General features: G+C 63.3%; 15 protein-coding genes and 1 pseudogene. 14 read left to right on the plus strand and 2 right to left on the minus strand.

Annotation, left to right across the window (positions count from 1 at the left end; all coding sequences use genetic code 11):
* Window positions 1–23: 23 nt before the first annotated feature.
* Entirely contained in the window at window positions 24–968 is a 945-nt protein-coding gene (locus tag ACIPHM_RS11155) for an NAD kinase (protein WP_400327788.1), read from the minus strand.
* Window positions 969–1,049: 81 nt separating this feature from the next.
* Here ACIPHM_RS11155 and hrcA point away from each other — a divergent pair, with 81 nt between their 5' ends.
* The 4 genes and pseudogenes from hrcA (at window position 1,050) to ACIPHM_RS11175 (ending at window position 6,419) form a co-directional block, all read left to right on the plus strand.
* A complete protein-coding gene (gene hrcA / locus ACIPHM_RS11160) occupies window positions 1,050–2,078 on the plus strand; it encodes a heat-inducible transcriptional repressor HrcA (RefSeq protein ID WP_400327790.1) in 1,029 nt (342 codons plus the stop codon).
* Window positions 2,079–2,327: 249 nt separating this feature from the next.
* Complete coding sequence (locus ACIPHM_RS11165) at window positions 2,328–4,664, plus strand: DUF6600 domain-containing protein (protein ID WP_400327792.1); 2,337 nt, start codon at window positions 2,328–2,330, stop codon at window positions 4,662–4,664.
* Window positions 4,665–4,815: 151 nt separating this feature from the next.
* A pseudogene (hemH, locus tag ACIPHM_RS11170) lies at window positions 4,816–5,865 on the plus strand (ferrochelatase); the annotation flags it as partial.
* Window positions 5,866–6,017: 152 nt separating this feature from the next.
* Window positions 6,018–6,419: an RNA-binding S4 domain-containing protein gene (locus ACIPHM_RS11175; RefSeq protein ID WP_400327794.1), complete on the plus strand. Its 402-nt coding sequence runs from the start codon at window positions 6,018–6,020 to the stop codon at window positions 6,417–6,419.
* A 212-nt stretch (window positions 6,420–6,631) separates the two neighbouring features.
* Here ACIPHM_RS11175 and ACIPHM_RS11180 read toward each other — a convergent pair whose 3' ends face one another.
* Window positions 6,632–6,820, minus strand: coding sequence for a hypothetical protein (locus ACIPHM_RS11180; RefSeq protein ID WP_400327796.1), 189 nt, complete (start codon window positions 6,818–6,820; stop codon window positions 6,632–6,634).
* Window positions 6,821–7,109: 289 nt separating this feature from the next.
* On the opposite strand from ACIPHM_RS11180, the gene grpE reads away from it, so the two are divergent.
* The 10 genes from grpE to ACIPHM_RS11230 all read left to right on the plus strand — a co-directional run bounded on the left by grpE (window position 7,110) and on the right by ACIPHM_RS11230 (window position 18,357).
* Window positions 7,110–7,655 (plus strand): nucleotide exchange factor GrpE, encoded by a 546-nt coding sequence (gene grpE, locus ACIPHM_RS11185; RefSeq protein ID WP_400327798.1) that lies wholly within the window; start codon window positions 7,110–7,112, stop codon window positions 7,653–7,655.
* 198 nt (window positions 7,656–7,853) lie between these two features.
* Window positions 7,854–8,282 carry a thioredoxin family protein gene (locus ACIPHM_RS11190; protein ID WP_400327800.1) on the plus strand — a complete coding sequence of 143 codons (429 nt, stop codon included), beginning with the start codon at window positions 7,854–7,856 and terminating at the stop codon, window positions 8,280–8,282.
* A 96-nt stretch (window positions 8,283–8,378) separates the two neighbouring features.
* Window positions 8,379–10,304: a molecular chaperone DnaK gene (gene dnaK, locus ACIPHM_RS11195; RefSeq protein ID WP_400327802.1), complete on the plus strand. Its 1,926-nt coding sequence runs from the start codon at window positions 8,379–8,381 to the stop codon at window positions 10,302–10,304.
* Between the two features lie 127 nt (window positions 10,305–10,431).
* A complete protein-coding gene (gene dnaJ / locus ACIPHM_RS11200; RefSeq protein WP_400327804.1) occupies window positions 10,432–11,577 on the plus strand; it encodes a molecular chaperone DnaJ in 1,146 nt (381 codons plus the stop codon).
* Window positions 11,578–11,581: 4 nt separating this feature from the next.
* Complete coding sequence (locus tag ACIPHM_RS11205; protein ID WP_400327806.1) at window positions 11,582–13,516, plus strand: chorismate-binding protein; 1,935 nt, start codon at window positions 11,582–11,584, stop codon at window positions 13,514–13,516.
* A gap of 520 nt (window positions 13,517–14,036) precedes the next feature.
* Entirely contained in the window at window positions 14,037–15,074 is a 1,038-nt protein-coding gene (locus tag ACIPHM_RS11210; RefSeq protein ID WP_400327808.1) for a hypothetical protein, read from the plus strand.
* A 148-nt stretch (window positions 15,075–15,222) separates the two neighbouring features.
* The gene (locus tag ACIPHM_RS11215) at window positions 15,223–16,218 is read left to right on the plus strand and encodes an adenine nucleotide alpha hydrolase (protein WP_400327810.1); all 996 of its coding nucleotides are present in this window, start codon (window positions 15,223–15,225) and stop codon (window positions 16,216–16,218) included.
* Between the two features lie 5 nt (window positions 16,219–16,223).
* Window positions 16,224–16,781 carry a DUF6445 family protein gene (locus ACIPHM_RS11220; RefSeq protein ID WP_400327811.1) on the plus strand — a complete coding sequence of 186 codons (558 nt, stop codon included), beginning with the start codon at window positions 16,224–16,226 and terminating at the stop codon, window positions 16,779–16,781.
* 33 nt (window positions 16,782–16,814) lie between these two features.
* On the plus strand, window positions 16,815–17,177 hold the full coding sequence (locus ACIPHM_RS11225; RefSeq protein WP_400327813.1) for a hypothetical protein: 363 nt from the start codon (window positions 16,815–16,817) through the stop codon (window positions 17,175–17,177).
* Between the two features lie 19 nt (window positions 17,178–17,196).
* Window positions 17,197–18,357 carry a radical SAM protein gene (locus ACIPHM_RS11230; protein WP_400327815.1) on the plus strand — a complete coding sequence of 387 codons (1,161 nt, stop codon included), beginning with the start codon at window positions 17,197–17,199 and terminating at the stop codon, window positions 18,355–18,357.
* Window positions 18,358–18,376 lie beyond the last annotated feature (19 nt).

Below are 18,376 nucleotides of genomic sequence, written 5' to 3' on the forward strand. Positions count from 1 at the left end.
GGGATGTCGGGTGAGGCGTGAAGTCAGTTCTGCGGCGTATCTTCGTCGGAGATATGCTCGTTCCAATGCAACTTGCGGCGCAGCGTCGCGTAGTAGTTGTAGCCGACCGGGTGCAAAAACGTCACCTGATGCTCGGAACGGCCCACCAGAATCTTGTCGCCCGGGCGCAGTTCGGCAAACGACTGCATGTCGAAGTTGGCGCCGACTTCGCGCCCGCGGGTGATGGTGATGACGATATCGCTCGAATCCGGCAGGACGATCGGGCGGTTCGACAGCGCGTGCGGGGCAATCGGCACGAGTACCACGCCGCCCAGACGCGGATGCAGGATCGGGCCGGTCGCCGAGAGGGCGTAGGCCGTCGAGCCGGTGGGCGTGGCGACGATCAGGCCGTCCGAGCGCTGCTTGTACATGAAGCGGCCGTCGACATCGACGCGCAGCTCGACCATTCCCGAGATGCCCGAGCGATTCACGACCACGTCGTTGAACGCGAGCGTTTCGAACAGCGTCTCGCTGTCGCGCTCGATGCGCGCGGAAAGCAGCGTGCGCTGTTCGGCCTCGAAGTGTCCTTCGAGCATGGCCGGCACGACCTGACGCATCTCGTCGAGCGGAATGTCGGTAATGAAACCGACACGTCCGTGGTTCACGCCGATGAGCGGCACCTTCGAGGAGGCCAGCTGGCGGCCGACACCGAGCATCGTGCCGTCGCCGCCGACCACGACGGCGACGTCGGCCTGCGTGGCGATTTCCTGGATATCGAGAGGGGTGTACGGATCGGCGCCTGCGCCAATGTTGTGCGCAGTATCGCGCTCGAAGACGACGTGATGCCCGCGCTGGGCAATACATGCCGCGAGCGTGAGCAGGGGTTCGGCAACGCCGTCGGCATGGTACTTCCCGACGAGCGCCACGGTCTTGAAGGGGCTCCCAGTTTTCATGCCGCCATTACACCATAAGTCGATGACAGCAACCATCGGCACGCAAGGCCTGCAACGGTTTGCGCGTTGGGGTTTGCCGCGCGCCGCGTGCCTACATTTCGCGTTACAATTTTTGCCATGCTAGATCAACGTGCGCAAACTCTCCTCAAAACCCTGATCGAACGGTACATCGCCGATGGCCAGCCGGTCGGTTCGCGCACGCTTTCGCGTTACTCGGGCCTCGATCTGTCGCCGGCGACGATCCGTAATGTGATGGCCGATCTCGAAGCTCACGGTTTCGTGGCCAGCCCGCATACATCCGCCGGTCGCGTGCCCACGCCGCGCGCTTACCGCCTGTTCGTCGACACCATGCTGGCGGTGCGCCCGCTGGAGGAGGCCGTGCACCATCTGGCCTCGCAGGTGCAGACGAGCCTGCAACCGGCCGGCCCGCAGCAACTGATCGCCTCGGCAGCGCAGGTGCTCTCGCATCTGTCGCAGTTCGCGGGCGTGGTGCTCACGCCGCGCCGCAGCCAGACGTTCCGCCAGATCGAATTCCTGCGTCTGTCCGACAAGCGCGTGCTGCTCATCATCGTTACGCCCGACGGCGACGTGCAGAACCGCATCATCCTGACGGAAAAGGATCATTCCCCGTCGCAACTGGTCGAGGCGGCGAATTATCTGAACGCCAACTTCGGCGGCCACAGCTTCGACGACGTGCGCACTTACTTGCGCGGCGAACTCGACGCGCTGCGCTCGGACATGAGCGCGCTCATGCAGGCGGCGGTGCAGGCGGGCAGCGACGCCATGGCCGACACCACGCGTGAGAGCGTGTTGATCTCGGGCGAGCGCAACCTGTTGGGCGTGGAAGACCTGTCGTCGAACATGGAGCGGCTGCGCAAGCTGTTCGATGTGTTCGAGTCCAAGACCGGCCTGCTGCAACTGCTCGACGTCTCCAGCCGCGCCCAGGGCGTGCAGATCTTCATCGGCGGCGAATCGAGCCTCGTGCCCATCGAGGAGATGACGGTCGTCACCGCGCCGTACGAGGTGGACGGCGAAGTCGTGGGCACGCTCGGTGTGATCGGACCGACGCGCATGGCCTACGAGCGCGTGATCCCGATCGTCGACATCACGGCCAAGCTGCTCTCCAACGCGCTCAGCCATCACTGATCGATGTGCCCGGAGAAGCCGGGACACCGCCTTCGCACCCTCGTTGGCGCATTCGGTTACAAACCCGTAGCATTCCTTTACACGCTGTCACACTCGGCAGGCTTACGCTCGAGGTGTCACTTGCGGCGAGGTGGTCGTAGTTCTGAATCAGAACGCTCGCCGGAGGATTCGGACAGAACAACAAGGTGGCGCCAGGCAGCAATAGCGAAGCCACGCACGGCGTGCTCATCGAAAGGGCCCGGAGTGTTTATGAAATCCCTGAATTCCTGGCGGACGATGGTCCGCTCTCTTGGCGCCGGGCTGGCGCTCGGCGTCGTCGGTGCGGTGGCCATGCCCGCGCTGGCGCAAGCGCAGAGTGCCGATCCACCGGGGCGGGTGGCGCGTCTGAGTGAGTTCGACGGCACCGTCACCTACGCGCCCGCGGGCACCAGCGACTGGCGCTACGCGGACCGCAACCGGCCGCTCACCACGGGCGACGCCGTCTGGGTCGACCGCAACAGCCGTGCCGAAATGCACGTTGGCGGTACGGCGGTGCGCATGGGCGCGTCGACGAGTCTCACGCTCTCCGCAGTGACTGATCAGAATGTGCAACTGAACGTAACGCAGGGCACGGTGGGCGTGCGCCTGCGCAGCCTCGATCCGAACCAGCCCTACGAGATCGACACGCCGAATCTGGCGTTCGTGCCTCAACAGGCCGGTGAATATCGCCTCGATGTTGATCCGAACGGGGTGACGACGGTGAGTGTCTGGCGCGGCGCGGGCACGGCTTACGGGCAGGGCGCGTCGGTGCCGCTGCAACAGGGGCAGCGCGTGGCGTTCGTCGGCCAGAACCTGACGCAGCAACAGACCGGCCCGCTCGTGGCCGACGTTTTCGATCAATGGATGCGTGAGCGCGACGCCCGTGAAGACGCTTCCGTCTCGGCGCGGTACGTGCCGCGTGACATGACCGGTTTCGAAAGTCTGGACGACTACGGCTCGTGGCAGGACACGCCGACCTATGGCGCGGTGTGGGTGCCGTCGAACATGCCGTCGGGCTGGGCGCCTTATCGCACGGGCCATTGGGTTTGGGTCGATCCGTGGGGCTGGACCTGGGTCGATGACGCGCCGTGGGGCTTCGCGCCTTATCACTACGGCCGCTGGGCTTATGTGGACACGCGCTGGTGCTGGGTGCCGGGGCCTGTCGCGGTGCGTCCGGTATATGCCCCGGCGCTGGTCGGCTGGGTCGGTGGCGGCGGTGGCGGCAATCAATGGGGCGTGGCGTTCGCGGCAGGCGGCGTGGGGCTGGCCTGGTTCGCGCTCGGACCGCACGATCCGTATCGTCCGGCCTATCACGCCAGTTCGTCGTACATCACCAACATCAATCGCTCGACGGTGGTTCGCACGACCAATATCACCAACAACGTCACGAACAACATCAACGTCAATAACGTCTACGTGAATCGGAACGTACGTGGCGCTGTGTCGACGATGCCTGCGCAAGCCTTCGTGCAGGGCCGTGCCGTTGGCGCACCGGTCGCTCTGGCCGCCCCGCGCGGCGGCGCTCAGACGTGGCGTGTGGGCAATACGCCGGGTGTCGCGCCGGTGCAGCAGAGCGTGCTGGGCGGTAGCCGTCCGGCGGCGGGTGCGCCTCCGGCGGGCGTGTTCAACCGGCAGGTGCTGGCCACGCGGGCGCCGATCGCTCGCCTGGCGCCCTCGCGCGAACTGACGAGTCACTTGCACGCCGTGCCTAACGCCGGGGGCGCGCCGCTGGTGTTCGGTCAGAACGCGCAGCAAGTCCGTAACGCTGGAGCCGGGGCGCCGAATGCGCAGACGCGTGTCGCCCCGCGCGTGACCGTTGTCGGCACGCACGGGCCGGTCGGCGCGCCGATCGGTGTGAATGGCGCGACGCCTGCAAGACCGGCATTGGGTGCCACCGGTGCAACGCCTGCGCACGGTGGTCTGCCCGCAACGGGGGCCGTCCCGCCGATGCATGGCGCACCGGGGGTGCCGGGTGTTGCGGGTGTGCCGGGACATGCCGGAGTGCCGGGGCAACCCGGCGTGCCGCATCCGCCTGGGGGGAACGGCGCGGGACAACCGTTCGTGCGCGGCGAAGCCTCGCAGGCGATGCCTCAGCCGGGGCATGAGGCCGCACAGCGTGAGATGCAGATGCGTCGCCAGTCGCCGCAACCGCCTGTGACGCCGCCGGAAACACGCGGCGGACAGACTGCGCCGGCGCCGCAGCGCACGCAGCCGGAGGCCGCTGAACCCGCGCGTCGTCCGCAGCAGTGGCAGTCGCAGCCACAGCCGCAGCTGCAACAGCGTCAGGAACCGCAGCAATCGCGTCCGCAGCCACAGCCGCAGGTTGAGCATGCGCAGCCGCGTCCGGAGCCGCATGTCGAACGTCCGCAAGCGGCGCCGAGGCCCCAGCCCCAGCCGGAGCACGCGCAACCGCGTCCGCAGCCGCAGGAGCATCCGCATCCTCAGGAGCACTCGCAGCCCGCGTCGCGTGAGAACAAACCGGAAGGCGCGCGCCCCCCGGCGCACGAGGCAGAGCATCCGAGCGCAGCGCACCATCCGTCTCACGAAGACGAGCATCAACACGGCTGATTCGTACCTGCCGTCGCCCCCCGTCGTCCCTCCATGGGGCGACGGGGGGCTTGTTCCGGGAGATTGCGCGGCCCGATGTTCATCGGATTCGCGCCCGATTCGTCCCGGATTACCGCCGGATTCCCCCCGGGTTTGCGGTAAAGTACGATCCATGCGCTTCGATCCCGAACCTATTTCGCATGGCCAGTCCGGCAAGACCGCCGTACTGCTGATCAACCTTGGCACGCCCGACGAGCCGCGTCCTGCGGCCGTGCGTCGCTATTTGCGCGAGTTCCTGTCGGATCCGCGCGTCGTAGAAATCCCGCCGCTGGTGTGGCAGCCGTTACTGCGGCTGATCATTCTGCCGTTGCGCTCGCGTCAGTCCGCTCAGAAATACGCAACGGTCTGGACCCGCGACGGCTCTCCCCTCAAGGTGAACACCGAGCATCAGACGAACGCGCTGCGCGCGCTGCTGCACGCCAATGACTACGACGTCGTCGTCGAGTACGCGATGCGTTATGGCAACCCGTCGATTCCCGAGCGTATTCGCGCGCTGCGGCAGAACGGCGTCGAACGCATTCTCGTTCTGCCGCTTTACCCGCAATATTCGAGCAGCACGACGGCGACCGCGAGCGATGCCGTGTTTCGCGTGCTCGGCCGTCTGCGTAATCAGCCCGACGTACGCACGGTGCGCGACTATCACGACCACCCGGCCTATATCGAGGCACTGCGTCAGCAGGTCGAAGGGTATTGGCTGCAACATGGCCGGCCCGATTTCGCGGCCGGCGAGCGTCTGTTGCTGAGTTTCCACGGCGTGCCGCGCCGCACGCTCGATCTGGGTGATCCGTACCACGATCAATGTGTGAAGACGGCACGTCTGCTGGGCGCCGCGCTCGGTCTGGACGAGACGACCTGCCGCCTGACCTTCCAGTCGCGTTTCGGCAAGGCGGAATGGCTCCAGCCCTACACGGCGCCGACGCTCGAAGAGCTCGGCCGTGGGGGCACGCCGCGTGTGGACGTGTTCTGCCCCGGCTTCACCTCCGACTGTCTTGAGACGCTGGAGGAAATCAATATGGAAGGGCGTCACGCCTATCTGTCGGCGGGCGGCAAGGCGTTCCACTTCATTCCGTGCCTGAACGGCGCGAGCGCCTGGATTACGGCGCTTGGCGAGATTGCCGCGCGTCATCTGCAAGGCTGGCCGGTGCTCTCGCCACAGAATGAGGCGCAGGCCTCGGCGGCGGCCGTGGCTTCGACTCGCCAGCGTCAGGTGGCGGCGGTCGCCGCGTTCGAGGAAGCCAGTGCGGCCGCAGCTGCGGCGGCGCAGAGCCAGGCGGCGGCTGAGCAGGGTGAGCCGGGCGAGCAGGGAGCACGGACGTGACGGTCAAGGTCGACGATTCTCCGCACGCCGCAACGCGTATCGACAAATGGCTGTGGGCGGCGCGCTTCTTCAAAACCCGCTCCCTCGCCACGCAGGCGGTCGATCGTGGCCGCGTGCTGTGCAATGAGGCGCGCGTCAAACCGGCGCGCGACGTGCGTCCGGGCGACCTGGTGTCGGTGGACAATGGCAGCACGCGCTGGGAAGTGAGGGTGAAGGCCATCGCGGAAGTGCGCGGCTCGGCGCCCGTCGCGCAATCGCTGTACGAAGAGACCGAAGCCAGTATCCAGGCGCGTGCCGATGAAAGTGAGCGCCGACGCCTGTTTCAGGAACCCGCCGCGCAGATGCACGGGCGTCCGACGAAACGCGATCGCCGCCGGCTGGGCGGGATGGGCGAGTAAGGCGTCGGTGGGCAGGCGCGCAGGCGGTCCGGTAAGTCCTGGCGTTTTCAACGCCGCAATAAACGCCGCCGCTGGCGAGATGCGCAGCGGCGGGCAGAGGGATACGACATATCGGACGAGGGATGGCGAGGCATCGACGGTCCCGCAATGAACGACACCTCCCGGGGCGTGGCACCGCGCATGACCGCAAAGGGCCATGCACCCCCGGGCGATCAGCGTGTCGGAATGCCGGTCGTCGACGAATGCGCCGGTATGCCCGGCATTTCCACATAGTGATGCAACACCGCCCGTACGCTACCGTATTCGGTGTCGCGCCGGGTGACTGCGCCGGATAGGCAGATCGTAATCGTTACCGTCGCCACCAACGCAAGGATGAGGACAACAGCCAGTGGCAGCTTCATGATGCTCTCCTAGAGAACACTTCACCGTGTCCGGTGAGCGGCCGGGTTCGGACGTGCACTTCGATAAGCCGAACCGTAATTCATGTTAGGTCGCAGCAACGCTCGATACAATAGAGGACTCGTAACGCGTGTAACCGGATGTTTGCCGGCACGCCGCGCGCACCGAGATGGCGCACAGAATGCCCGTCAGCTCTTGAAATCGGTGTGAACGCCCCTACTATCCAAAGGGATTTGAACCGGCGGCGCATCGACGTGGTGCGCTGCAAGAACCTTTTGACGACTCAAGCTCATGACTGAACAGCAAAACACCCCCGATCAGCCGATTCCGTCCCAAGCCGATGCGGCCCCGGCCGACGCTGCGGGCGCGAACGACGCGCTGCCCTCGGTCGAGGCGCAACTTCTGGCGGCTCAGGCTGAAGCGGCGGGGCTGCGCGACGAAGCGCTGCGCGCGCACGCCGAGAAGGAAAACATCCGCCGTCGTGCGGAAGAGGAAGTGGCGAAGGCCCGTAAATTCGCCGTGGAGAGCTTTGCCGAAAACCTTCTGCCGGTGATCGACAGCCTGGAAGCCGCTGCGGCCGACAAGAGCGGCGATGTGACCAAGCTGCAGGAGGGCGTCGCCCTGACCCTGCGCCAGTTGGTCGCGGCGCTCGAGCGCAGCAAGGTGTCGGTCATCGACCCGGCCGGCGCCAAGTTCGATCCGCATCAACATCAGGCCATCTCGATGGTGCCGGCCGAGCAGGAGCCGAACACGGTCGTGGCTGTGCTGCAAAAGGGTTACCTGATCGCCGATCGCGTACTGCGTCCGGCGCTGGTGACCGTAGCAGCGGGCAAGTAACAGGTAAATCGGCAGGCAAGTCGGCTCAGGCCATCCGGCCATGCCGGGCGTGTGAAGGCCGCTTGCCATGACATCATGGCAAGCCCCGAACTCCCGCAAAGCGGTAGACGGCTGACGGCAGGCGTGGCGGGGACGTACAGCCGCTGACATCGGTCAGCACTGACGGCGCCGCCAAAGCAGATTCGAGGACTGACCATCATGGCAGGCGATCTTGCGGGCATGAAAGGCGTGGACGGCACCGCATTCGAAGCGTTTTCGATGCAGGCGCTGACTGCGTCGACGTTCGATGACGGGCTGCGCGAGGCGGGCGGTGCGCTCGCCGTGGTGTTTTTCTGGGGCGTCGACTGTTTCAACTGCGAAGTCGCCAAGAAGACCATGCTCGCGCAGCGCGAGGCCATCGAAACCCTGGGGCTGCGCTGGTTTCACGCCAATGTGTACGCGGACATGGCGCTGGGCCGCCGTTTCGCGCTGCATGGCGTGCCGACGTTTTTCTTCTTCCACGAAGGCAAGAAGCTGGGCCGGGCGACCGGCTGGCACGGTCTGCCCCAGTTCCGGCTGGCGGTGGCCGCCGCCCGCGAGAAAATCGCGGCGGCAGGGGGCAAAACCGGGCTGCAGGAAGGGTCTTGAAATGTTCCGGGCTGCACCCATATCTCGTGCAGATCAATGAATTGAATGGGCGACACGCCCAACGGTAAGACGCAAAGGACGCTAGGAGAAATTTATATGGGCAAAATCATCGGTATCGACTTGGGCACCACGAACTCGTGCGTGGCCGTCATGGAAGGCAATCAGGTCAAGATCATCGAAAACGCGGAAGGTGCTCGCACCACGCCGTCGATCATCGCCTACGTGGACGATGGCGAGATCCTGGTCGGCGCACCGGCCAAGCGCCAGGCGGTGACCAACCCGAAGAACACGCTGTACGCAGTCAAGCGCCTGATCGGCCGTCGCTTCGAAGAAAAGGAAGTGCAGAAGGACATCGCGCTGATGCCCTACAAGATCGTCAAGGCCGACAACGGCGACGCCTGGGTGGAAGCGCGCGACCAGAAGCTGGCTCCGCCGCAGATCTCCGCCGAAGTGCTGCGCAAGATGAAGAAGACCGCCGAGGACTACCTGGGCGAGCCGGTGACGGAAGCCGTGATCACGGTGCCGGCGTACTTCAACGACAGCCAGCGTCAGGCAACCAAGGACGCCGGCCGTATCGCCGGTCTGGAAGTCAAGCGCATCATCAACGAGCCGACCGCTGCCGCACTGGCTTTCGGTCTGGACAAGAAAGAAGGCGGCGACCGCAAGATCGCGGTGTATGACCTCGGCGGCGGCACGTTCGACATCTCGATCATCGAAATCGCGGATGTGGACGGTGAGCACCAGTTCGAAGTGCTGTCGACCAACGGCGACACGTTCCTGGGCGGCGAAGATTTCGACCAGCGCATCATCGATTACATCATTGGCGAGTTCAAGAAGGAACAGGGCGTCGATCTGTCGAAGGATGTGCTCGCGTTGCAACGCCTGAAGGAAGCCGCTGAAAAGGCCAAGATCGAGCTGTCGTCGAGCCAGCAGACCGAAATCAACCTGCCGTACATCACGGCCGACGCCTCGGGTCCGAAGCACTTGAACCTGAAGATCACGCGCGCCAAGCTCGAAGCGCTGGTCGAGGACCTGATCGCGCGCACGATCGAACCGTGCCGCACGGCCATCAAGGACGCCGGCGTGAAGGTGAGCGATATCGACGACGTGATTCTGGTCGGCGGTATGACGCGTATGCCGAAGGTGCAGGAGAAGGTCAAGGAGTTCTTCGGCAAGGATCCGCGCAAGGACGTGAACCCGGACGAAGCCGTGGCCGCAGGCGCCTCGATTCAGGGCTCGGTCCTCTCGGGCGACCGCAAGGACGTGCTGCTGCTCGACGTGACCCCGCTCTCGCTCGGTATCGAAACGCTGGGCGGCGTGATGACGAAGATGATCACGAAGAACACCACGATCCCGACGAAGCACTCGCAAGTGTTCTCGACGGCGGACGACAACCAGCCGGCCGTGACGATCAAGGTGTATCAGGGTGAGCGCGAGATGGCCGCCGGCAACAAGTCGCTGGGCGAGTTCAACCTCGAAGGTATTCCGCCCGCCGCACGTGGCACGCCGCAGATCGAAGTGACCTTCGACATCGACGCGAACGGCATTCTGCACGTTGGCGCGAAGGACAAGGCCACCGGTAAGGAAAACAAGATCGTCATCAAGGCGAACTCGGGCCTGTCGGATGCCGAAATCGAGCAAATGGTGAAGGATGCCGAGCTCAACGCCGAAGAAGACAAGAAGGCGCGCGAACTGGCCGACTCCCGTAACCAGGGCGACGCGCTGGTGCACAGCACCCGCAAGGCGCTGACCGAGTACGGCGACAAGATCGAGGCTTCGGAGAAGGAAGCGATCGAATCGGCCATTAAGGCACTCGAAGAGTCGCTGCGCGGTTCGGACAAGGCGGATATCGATGCCAAGGTCGAAGCGCTGGGCACGGCCAGTCAGAAGCTCGGCGAGAAGATGTACGCCGACATGCAGGCACAAGCCGGCGCTGAGGGCGCCGCCGGTGCCGAGCAAGGCAAGCCGCATGACGACAACGTCGTCGACGCAGAAGTGAAAGAAGTCAACGACAAGAAGTAAAGCGTGCATGGCGCGCGGAGCACCAGCGGGTGCGCCGCGTGTAGGCCGGGTATCGAGGTTCTCTGCGAAGGGAATGTCGACCCGGCTTTTTGCCTGATGGCGACATGCGCCAACATTGGAAAGAGTTATGGCCAAACGTGATTACTACGAAATCCTTGGCGTCGCCAAGAACGCCTCCGACGACGAAATCAAGAAGGCGTATCGCAAGCTGGCGATGAAGTACCATCCGGACCGCAATCCGGACAGCAAGGACGCCGAAGACAAGTTCAAGGAGGTCAAAGAGGCCTACGAGATGCTCTCCGAGCCGGAGAAACGTGCGGCGTACGACCAATACGGTCACGCGGGCGTCGACCCGAACATGGGCGGTTTCGGCGGTGCCGGTGCGCAGGGCTTCGGCGGCTTCGCAGACGCGTTCGGCGACATCTTCGGTGACATCTTCGGTCAGCAGGGCGGCGCCGGTGGTCGTAGCGGCCGGAGCGGTCCGCAGGTGTACCGCGGCGCGGATCTGCGCTACAACATCGAGATCACGCTCGAGCAGGCTGCGAACGGTTTCGATACACAGATTCGCGTGCCGAGTTGGGAGCAGTGCGAGATCTGCCACGGCAACGGCGCGAAGCCGGGCACGAAGCCCGAGACCTGCCCGACCTGTAATGGTTCGGGGTCGGTGCGCATGTCGCAGGGCTTCTTCAGCATCCAGCAGACCTGCCAGAAGTGCCACGGCACGGGTTTGTACATTCCCGAGCCCTGCACGAACTGCCACGGCTCGGGCAAGATCAAGAAGACCAAGACGCTGGAGATCAAGATCCCGGCGGGCATCGAAGACGGCATGCGCATTCGTTCGTCCGGAAATGGCGAACCGGGTGTGAATGGTGGTCCGGCGGGCGACCTGTATGTGGAAATCCACATCAAGGCGCACAACGTGTTCGAGCGCGACGGCAACGATCTGCATTGCCAGATGCCGATTTCGTTTGCGACGGCGGTACTCGGCGGCGACATCGACGCCCCGACGCTGCACGGCAAGGCAACCTTCGAAGTGCCTGAAGGCACGCAGTCGGGCAAGACGTTCCGCCTGCGCGGCAAGGGCATCAAGGGCCTGCGCGAGAGCTATCCGGGCGATCTGTACGTTCACGTGCAGGTGGAAACACCGGTCAAGCTCGACGAGAAGCAAAAGCAATCGCTGCGCGACTTCGACGCCTCGCTCAAGGCAGGCGGCGCTCGCCACAGCCCGCAGACCAAGGGCTGGTTCGACCGCGTGAAGCAGTTCTTCGAGTAATTTCATGCAAACTGAAGCGCCTTTGGCCGCGTTCGCGCTGTTGGACGACAGCGCGGACCCGGCCGGTGGGGCGCGTCTGTACACCGGGCTCGTACGCGAGGTAACTTGCGACGAGCCCGGTGTGCTTTCCGACGCGCTTCGCGAAGTGGAAGATGCCACCCGTCACGGCCTGCACGCCGTGCTGCTGGCCGACTACGAATTCGGTGTGCGCTTGGGCGGTGTGCACACCGTGACGACGCGTCGCGCACCGGGGCAATGCCGCGCGCTGCTATTCCGCGAATTGCGACGACTTGACGCCAGGCAAACGCAGGCGTGGCTCGCCGCGCAGGAAGCCGTCGACGCGGACGAAGATAACCACACTGCGGCGAGCCCGCATGACGGGAGCGAGAACATCGCCGCACCCGGCGTGGCGGGCGTCGCGGCCTTGCGGGCGGACGTGAGCGACGCCGCCTTCGACGACGCCATCTCCCGCATTCACGACTGGCTCGCGCAGGGCGAGTGCTATCAGATCAACTACACGTACCGTCTGAATTTCGACGCATTCGGCTCGCCCGTCGCGTTGTATCGCCGCCTGCGTGCGCGTCAGCCGGTGCCTTACGGCGCGCTCGTGATGTTGCCTGGTGCAGGGGGCATCGCGGGTCGCGCGATTCTGTCGCTGTCCCCCGAGTTGTTTCTGCGCCATTCGCGCGGACAAGTCGAGGCGCGTCCGATGAAGGGTACCGCACCGGCAAGCGGCGACGCGGCGGTCGATGTACAACGCAGCGCCGCACTGGCCGCCGACGAGAAGAACCGCGCCGAAAACCTGATGATCGTCGACTTGCTGCGTAACGATCTCGGACGTCTCGCGATACCCGGTTCGGTCAAGGTGCCGAAGCTCTTCGAAGTGACGCGATTCGCCAGCGTGTTGCAGATGACCTCGACGGTCACGGCCACGCTGCCCGAGACGGCCTCGTTTGCCGATGTCCTGCGTGCGTTGTATCCGTGCGGGTCGATCACGGGTGCGCCGAAATATCGAACGATGCAGTTGATCGGCGAACTCGAAACGTCGCCGCGCGGGCTATATACCGGCGCGATCGGTTGGCTCGACGCGCGCAGCGACGACCCGCACGCGTTGGGCGACTTCTGCCTGTCGGTGGCGATTCGCACACTCGAACTCGACGCGCCGGATGTCCGCGGTTTGCGTCGCGGGCGACTGGGCGTCGGGGCCGGGATCGTGCTCGACAGCCAGGCCGACGAGGAGCGCGATGAGTGCAAGCTCAAGGCGCGTTTCCTGAGTGCGCTCGATCCGGGCTTCCAGATTTTCGAGACGATGCAGGCCACGCAGGCATCGGGCGTTGCGCATCTCGAACGGCATCTCGCGCGTCTGAAAACGTCCGCGCAGTACTTCGGTTTCCGCTTCGACGAAGTCGCGTTGCGAGCGCAACTCGATACGGCAGTCGCCGCACTGAGCGAAGACGACATTCACCGCTTGCGTCTTGCGCTGTCTCACGACGGCACGGCAGCGCTCACGCATGGCGTGCTCAAGCCCTTGCCGGACACGCACGTCGCGGTGTGGCTGGCGGACGCTGCGAGTGCGACGCGCGCCGACGACCTGTTCCTGCGTCACAAGACCACCGTGCGCGCGCGTTACGACGCCGCGTGGAAAGCTGCAGAAGCGCAAGGGGCCTTCGATGTCCTGTTCTTCAACGAACGGGGCGAATTGACCGAAGGCGGGCGCAGCACGGTCTTCGTCAAGCGCGACGGCATCTGGATGACGCCTGCGTTGTCGTGCGGCGTGCTGCCGGGCGTGATGCGCAGCGTGATCCTCGACGATCCGGCGTGGGCGGCAGTCGAAGCCGTCATCACGCGCGACGACTTGCTCTCGGCCCAGGCCGTCGTCGTGTGCAATGCGTTGCGCGGTGCATTGCCGGCGAGCCTGGTTGTCTCCCCCGGCGTGTGACGCGAGTAGCGCACTAGCGCGCCAATAACGCCCCCCGCGGCAACCGCGCAATGCGGATTGTGGAGGTGATACTCGCGTTCCTGCGTGAGGGGGCGATTCTCGTTGCCAACTGTCGGAACCCCTGCGCGGTATTTAATCGGGCGCTTGCCGAACAACAAGCCGGCTGCGCTATTCAAGTGACCTCCCGTCGTGTTGCCGACGATGTGCGCAAACGTCGATACGCGCGCGCCAGATGGCCTGATGCTCACTGATTTTGGGAGAATTCTCAATACGCGCTCCCTGCGCCATGAGCGTTGCGGATGGTCTCGTTGATGTTGGCGTCGATCGCTGATGTCCAGCGCGGCGCGTGGGCTATTGGAAGTCAGTAGGTTTCACCACCATAGGGGCCTCCGCCTCTTGTGGAAGTCGACCTCCGGTGAGTGTCGTCGAGCCGTCGGCAAGCCATTTCACACTTGTATTTCTTGCACAGAATGGTTTCGGGCGCCGTCCGATGTTTGTTTGACTCTAGGAGCGAGAAACCATGAACGAGAACGATCTGGAACTGCAGCTTAACGAAGACCAGATTCGCCATATTCAGGCGATGACCGGACAACGTATCGGGGCGATTCGCGTGGTGTCGAATTTCCCGGGGCTTCAAGGGATACAGGGTGTGCAAGGCGTGCAAGGGCCGCAAGGATATCCGTACGCCCAAGGGCTGCAAGGCATGCAAGGCCCTCAAGGTGTGCAGGGCATGCAGGGCGTACAAGGCCCGCAAGGTATGCAGGGCATGCAAGGGCCGCAGGGATATCAGTACGCGCAGGGTGTACAAGGCCCGCAAGGCATGCAGGGCGTACAAGGCCCGCAAGGTATGCAGGGCATTCAAGGGCCGCAGGGATATCAGCACGCCCAGGGCGTACAAGGCCCGCAAGGTATGCAGGGTGTGCAAGGTCCGCAAGGTATGCAGGGCATGCAGGGCATGCAAGGGCCGCAGGGATATCAGTACGCGCAGGGTGTACAAGGCCCGCAAGGCATGCAGGGTGTGCAAGGTCCGCAAGGTATGCAGGGCATGCAAGGGCCGCAGGGATATCAGCACGCCCAGGGCGTACAAGGCCCGCAAGGCATGCAGGGCGTACAAGGCCCGCAAGGTATGCAGGGCATGCAAGGGCCGCAGGGATATCAGCACGCCCAGGGCGTACAAGGCCCGCAAGGCATGCAGGGTGTACAAGGTCCTCAAGGTATGCAGGGCATGCAAGGGCCGCAGGGATATCAGTACGCGCAGGGTGTACAAGGCCCGCAAGGTATGCAGGGTGTGCAAGGTCTTCAAGGTATGCAGGGCATGCAAGGGCCGCAGGGATATCAGCACGCCCAAGGCGTACAAGGTCCGCAAGGTATGCAGGGCATGCAAGGTCCTCAAGGCATGCAGGGCATGCAAGGCCCGCAGGGATATCAGTACGCCCAAGGCGTACAAGGTATGCAGGGCATGCAAGGGCCGCAGGGACATCAGCACGCCCAGGGCGTACAAGGCCCACAGGGCTCAGAACAGGCTCAAGGGATTCAAGGCGCCCAGGGGCTGCACTGATCGCAAGGCCGGCGTCGAGGGAACGAGAGTGACTTGCGGTGTGCGCTCTCGTACTCGTCGACAAATTGTGCGGCTCGGTGACCGATTCGCCGAGCCGCGAATGCCCGATGAGATGTCGCTTTCGATAGCTCACACTGGAGTTGCGATCATGTCGTCAACCCTCATGAATTTATCGCCGGAACAACGTGCGAAGTTGTTCGATGTCACTGGCGCGCCGTTGCGCAGACTTCGTGTCGAGGCAATCAGCGGCACTGCGCAGGCGATCGATCGCTATTGCCTGCGATGTCTGCTCACCGAGGATCTGCCCGGGGTTCATATCGCCCCGGACGGCATCTGCGATGCCTGTCATGCCTTCGCCGTGGAATCCGCACGCGGCGATTACACGCAACGCAAGCTTCTCGATGTGGTGGCCGCGAGCCGAGGCACGGGCACGCCGGATTGCGTACTGGCGTTCTCGGGTGGAAAGGACAGCGCCCTCACGTTGTTGCTTGCTGTGAAGGAGCTGGGTCTGCATCCCGTTGCCGTGCTCGTTGACAATGGATTCATTCCCGACGAAGTCAAGGAGAACGCATCGTCTTTCTGTGCTCGCTTTGGCGTGTCGCTGGTGATCGAGACGATCGATATTCGCAGGATTGCCCGTGAATCGCTTCAGTCGACTTCGGGCAGTATTCCGTGCTCATCCTGCATCGGCGGGGTGTTTGCCGCGATGGCGAAAACCTGCCGAGCACTCAATCTTCGTCTCATCCTCAGTGGTCATCGATTTCCACCCCTTGCTTACCCGGTGAGCGGCTTTACGAAGCGAGAAGCGGATAACGGCTTTATCTGCGCTTCGCCGCTTCTGGCCAGACAGCTTGGCGAGGCAGAGCAGATGCAATGGATTCGAGACGCCGGCTGGGAGCCTGTGTCGATGGCGGGCAACACATCGAACTGCAAACTAATCGGCGTGGTGGAGCAGCATCTCTACGATGTGCAAGGTTTCAATCCCCATATCTACGAAGTTTCGAAGGAGATTCGAGCCGGCTTTTATGATCGCCGGGTGGGTTTCGGGAAAGTGGAGCGTCCGAAGATTACGCCGGAACATCAGCAATGGGTTCTTGACAGGTTGCAGCCCGATGCCTCGGATGTCTCTGATAAACCAGAGTGAGTCATATGCACGATTCCATCATCGTTACCGACAATTTCTATCGCGACCCAGACGATGTCCGAAGGTTTGCACTGGAGCAAGCGTTCTCGGTTAAAGGCAATTATCCCGGCGCTCGCACGGGGCCGTTCTTGCATGACGGGGTGCTGAACGCTATCCAGAACATCGTCAAGTCCCCGATAACGTATTGGCCGCTGGACACCTATAACGGTGCATTTCAATACAGCGTCAGGCAGGACATCACGTGGGTGCACGCGGATCACACCACGATATGGTCCGGGGTTGTATACCTTACGCCAGACGCACCGCCTCAGGCCGGTACGGCGTTTTTCCAGCACACCGAAACCGGCTGCGACCTCTACCCCGACGATGAACGACACCGTGAATGTTGCAATGCCGACGCAACCGCCTGGGAACGCTGGACAATGACCGACCGGATCGCAAACCGCTTCAATCGCCTGATCTTGTTTCGTGGCCGTCGCTTTCACGCGAGTCAGGGACACTTTGGCGATTGCAAAGAGAACGGCCGGCTGTTCCAGACATTCTTTTTCAACACGCAGGTCTAATGAATATCTTCTTCCCTGAAAGGAGGCAATGAGATGGCCGCTTCGGAACTGTTCTTCCCAGTGGGCTCGCTTGGTCTGAGCAAGGAGCAATCGGCAAAGATCAAAACGGCTTTCGGACACGAGGTTGATAGTGTGCCGCTGTATCGTGTGGTACCGATGTCGTCTGAAGATCGCTACGTACCTTTGACCGACGTACCGGGATTGCCGGGAATTCTCGTGCATTACGGCGACCCGAAAGCACCGGATGGGGCCAATATCATTGCTTCGGTAATGTCGGAGATGGCGCGGGGAACCGATGAGTCTGCCGTATTCGCCGCGCACACGAAGCTGATGGCGCCTCATCCCGAGGATAGTGCGGCCAAGGCGCGCGCACCGGCGGCCGGCAAGGCCAAGTGAATCGACGGAATCGTCTCCAATGACGGCGCAAAGTGGCATGGCGAGCGATGCCGCGTCCGGCGATACCGGCGATCTCCTGGTGATGGTCAAGGTTGCGGAGCGGTGCAACATCGATTGCGACTATTGCTACATGTACCGGGGTGTCGATCAAGGGTGGAGGCAGCGTCCAAAATTTCTGAGCGAGCCTCATCTCGACCAGTTGGTCGAGCGTCTGATCGAGCACCGCCGTACGTTTGCGTCGGCGCGAATGACGTTAGAGATTCACGGGGGCGAACCGCTGTTGCTCGGCAAACGTCGGACGGCCAGCTTTTTTAAGCGCTTGCGGGATCATTTGAGCGAAGCCGAGTTGGCCATCGTGACGCAAAGCAATGGTGTGTTGGTCGACACGTCATGGCTGGATTTATATGCCGAGTTCGGTGCTACGCTCGGCATCAGTTGTGATGGCCCCCCGGCGCTACATGACCGACATCGATACGATTTCGCGAAGCAGGGAACGGGCGAACGGGTCGAACAGGCTATCCGCCTATGCCTGTCTTACCCGCAGTCTCGGCGAGTATTCAACGGCGTGCTGGCTGTGATCGACCCAAACAACGATCCGGTGCGAATTCTTGCCTATTTTCGCGAATTAGGTTTGAGCGATGTCGACTTCCTGCTCCCCGATGCCAATTTTGCCGCACCTCCCCGGCACATTCAGGCATATACACACGCGCGTTTGCTGGATTTCCTGTGCCGGGGATTCGATGCGTGGCTCGCCGTCGACGATCCCAGCTTCAGGGTGCGCATCTTCGAAACGTTTATACGGGGCGTGCTAGGCCGTCGTTCCGAACTCGATGCATTTGGTGGCGCGCTGGCACCGATTGCCGTGGTTGAGAGCGACGGCAGTTATCGGTTGCTTGATGTGCTTTCCATCTGCAAGACTGACGCCAGCTACACAGGTTATGGTCTTGAGACACACAAGCTGCGGGATTTCGTCGACCTCGCGCGTACCCGCTATCCGGAGGTTCACGCGGCGTGTCGCCAATGTGAGGGGTTCGTCGCATGCGGTGGCGGGTATGTCGCCCATCGCTTCGACGGAGAAAGTTACGATAATCCCAGCTTCTATTGCAGCGCGTTAGTGGGGTTCTATCGACATGTCCGTGCGCGGGTGAACAGACTCTCGCTCACAACGCTTGGCCGCTAAGTCGGCGCGCCTTCAGTGG

The organism is Pandoraea sp. NPDC087047, assembly GCF_044745225.1.
Taxonomy (GTDB): Bacteria; Pseudomonadota; Gammaproteobacteria; order Burkholderiales; family Burkholderiaceae; genus Pandoraea.

What these genes read in the sequence shown, in the direction of transcription:
- ACIPHM_RS11155 (WP_400327788.1), bottom strand. Translation starts at nt 968, where the DNA reads ATGGTTGCTGTCATCGACTTATGGTGTAATGGCGGCATGAAAACTGGG.
- hrcA (WP_400327790.1), top strand. Translation starts at nt 1,050, where the DNA reads ATGCTAGATCAACGTGCGCAAACTCTCCTCAAAACCCTGATCGAACGG.
- ACIPHM_RS11165 (WP_400327792.1), top strand. Translation starts at nt 2,328, where the DNA reads ATGAAATCCCTGAATTCCTGGCGGACGATGGTCCGCTCTCTTGGCGCC.
- ACIPHM_RS11180 (WP_400327796.1), bottom strand. Translation starts at nt 6,820, where the DNA reads ATGAAGCTGCCACTGGCTGTTGTCCTCATCCTTGCGTTGGTGGCGACG.
- grpE (WP_400327798.1), top strand. Translation starts at nt 7,110, where the DNA reads ATGACTGAACAGCAAAACACCCCCGATCAGCCGATTCCGTCCCAAGCC.
- ACIPHM_RS11190 (WP_400327800.1), top strand. Translation starts at nt 7,854, where the DNA reads ATGGCAGGCGATCTTGCGGGCATGAAAGGCGTGGACGGCACCGCATTC.
- dnaK (WP_400327802.1), top strand. Translation starts at nt 8,379, where the DNA reads ATGGGCAAAATCATCGGTATCGACTTGGGCACCACGAACTCGTGCGTG.
- dnaJ (WP_400327804.1), top strand. Translation starts at nt 10,432, where the DNA reads ATGGCCAAACGTGATTACTACGAAATCCTTGGCGTCGCCAAGAACGCC.
- ACIPHM_RS11205 (WP_400327806.1), top strand. Translation starts at nt 11,582, where the DNA reads ATGCAAACTGAAGCGCCTTTGGCCGCGTTCGCGCTGTTGGACGACAGC.
- ACIPHM_RS11210 (WP_400327808.1), top strand. Translation starts at nt 14,037, where the DNA reads ATGAACGAGAACGATCTGGAACTGCAGCTTAACGAAGACCAGATTCGC.
- ACIPHM_RS11215 (WP_400327810.1), top strand. Translation starts at nt 15,223, where the DNA reads ATGTCGTCAACCCTCATGAATTTATCGCCGGAACAACGTGCGAAGTTG.
- ACIPHM_RS11220 (WP_400327811.1), top strand. Translation starts at nt 16,224, where the DNA reads ATGCACGATTCCATCATCGTTACCGACAATTTCTATCGCGACCCAGAC.
- ACIPHM_RS11225 (WP_400327813.1), top strand. Translation starts at nt 16,815, where the DNA reads ATGGCCGCTTCGGAACTGTTCTTCCCAGTGGGCTCGCTTGGTCTGAGC.
- ACIPHM_RS11230 (WP_400327815.1), top strand. Translation starts at nt 17,197, where the DNA reads ATGACGGCGCAAAGTGGCATGGCGAGCGATGCCGCGTCCGGCGATACC.